3 protein-coding genes are annotated in these 1,837 nt (G+C 61.3%); 1 reads left to right on the forward strand and 2 read right to left on the reverse strand.

Features of this window, described 5'->3' with window-relative positions; genetic code table 11:
* Nucleotides 1–273: 273 nt before the first annotated feature.
* Together radC and A3754_RS20460 are read right to left on the reverse strand one after the other, a co-directional pair.
* Complete coding sequence (gene radC / locus A3754_RS20455; RefSeq protein WP_063521167.1) at nucleotides 274–948, reverse strand: DNA repair protein RadC; 675 nt, start codon at nucleotides 946–948, stop codon at nucleotides 274–276.
* 2 nt (nucleotides 949–950) lie between these two features.
* The gene (locus tag A3754_RS20460; RefSeq protein ID WP_082872321.1) at nucleotides 951–1,340 is read right to left on the reverse strand and encodes a four helix bundle protein; all 390 of its coding nucleotides are present in this window, start codon (nucleotides 1,338–1,340) and stop codon (nucleotides 951–953) included.
* A gap of 175 nt (nucleotides 1,341–1,515) precedes the next feature.
* Here A3754_RS20460 and A3754_RS20465 point away from each other — a divergent pair.
* Nucleotides 1,516–1,837, forward strand: a 322-nt coding sequence (locus tag A3754_RS20465) for a flavoprotein (protein ID WP_304439851.1), incomplete at its 3' end; no start/stop codon positions are given.

Consider the following 1,837-nt stretch of genomic DNA (forward strand, 5'->3'; position numbering starts at 1 on the left):
GGCGCTTACCGGTCACCTGGCAAACTTTGGACATTGTCTTGCTCCGTAAAACTTCTTGCGGGGGACGGTAGAGCCCCGGAAAAGGCGCGTTTTATACCAATCCACCGCTCAAGTTTCAAGCGAAATCTTGAATTAAAAGATAGCCGGACGCCAAACGCCTGAAGCCAGACGCCAACCAAGCGCCGTCTTTTAGCCGCAAGCTAGCGCCAGATGCCAGAAAGACTCACCATGCTCTTTTTACATCAGGCATCCGGCATTAAGCGTCAGGCGTTTTCACAATGCTCCGCGGGAGGCCAGGGATACCCAGCCCCCATCCCCAATCACCAGATGATCGAGCACCCGGACCTCAACAAGCCCCAGCGCCTCCACCAACCGGCGCGTAATCGCATGATCCGACTGGCTGGGCTCGGCCACGCCCGACGGGTGGTTGTGGGCCAGAATGACCGCTGCGGCGTTATGCTCCATGGCCCTGCGCACCACCTCCCGGGGGTAGACCGCCGCTGCGTCAATGGTGCCCTGAAACAGTTTTTCGAAGGCGATCAGCCGGTGCTTGTTGTCCAGAAACAGGCAGGCGAACACCTCGAACGGCAATCCGCGCAGTTGCGCCGTGAGTAACTGCCCCGCCTTGTCCGGGTTATCCAGCGGCTGCCCCCGTTCCAGGGGCTCCGCCAGATAGCGCCGCCCCAACTCCAGCGCCGCCAGCAACAGCGCCCGCCGGGCGGCCCCCATACCCGGCAAATGCGCCATGCGTTCCGGGCTCAGGTCCAGCATGGCACGCAAACCGCCGCTGCCCGCCAGCTGCCGTCGCGCCAGATCCACCGCCGTCATGCCCTGCTGCCCGGTACGCAAAAAAATCGCCAACAGCTCTGCATCACTGAGCGCCCCGGCACCCCGCGCCAACAACTTCTCCCGCGGCCGCTCATCCGTCGGCCAGTCTGTTATGGCCATGGTTATACGCCCCACGCCTGAGGCCGGATGCCTGACGCTAAAAACGCCTCATCCTGCATACGGGTGATCAACGCTGACAACTGGGCGAACACCTTCTCCGTTTGTCCAATAAGCACGTTGGCACCGGCATATGCCAGCCTTGCGGCTATGGCAATCTGGGTCTCGAGCTCCAATAACGAGCCTCTGGCGATATAAAAGAACCGAAGCCGGTCAGCCTGCGAACCCCGCCCATAACCCTCCGCTATATTGGAAGGAACGCTGACCGACGCCCTGCGCATTTGACTAACGAGTCCAAATTGCTCGCTCCGTGGAAAATCCTGCGTGGCCTCATAGACCAATACCACGAGATCCATGGCGGACTGCCAAACCCGTATTTTCTCGTACGTCCTCACAATCTTGCTCCCTCTTTTGCGTCAGGCATCCGGCATGTGGCGTCCTGCCAACCGTCCTGCGTGCCGCGTCTCCTATACAGTGCTACTCTATGCAGCCTGACTTGATAGCAGCCTTGGCGCTGCAGCGGCAGGGGAGATTCGCCATGACTGCCGTCATCCAAACAAGGGTTTTTGCATGCAACGTCTGATGAACAAACGGGTCCTGCTGGGCGTCACCGGCGGCATTGCCGCCTATAAAGCCGCTGATCTGGTACGTCGGCTGCAGGATGTGGGCGCACAAGTACGGGTGGTCATGACCCAGGGCGCCTGTGAATTCATCACCCCGCTGACCATGCAGGCCCTGTCCGGCCACCCGGTCCACACCACCCTGCTGGACCCCACCGCCGAAGCGGCCATGGGCCATATCGAGCTGGCCCGCTGGGCAGACCTGGTGCTGATAGCCCCCGCGTCCGCCAACTTCATGGCCCGCCTGGCCCACGGCCACGGCAACGATCTGC

It is taken from the genome of Alcanivorax sp. HI0083 (assembly GCF_001635175.1).

Bases quoted from the DNA above. Each gene is read 5' to 3' on its own strand.
- radC (WP_063521167.1), bottom strand. From the start codon at position 948: ATGGCCATAACAGACTGGCCGACGGATGAGCGGCCGCGGGAGAAGTTG.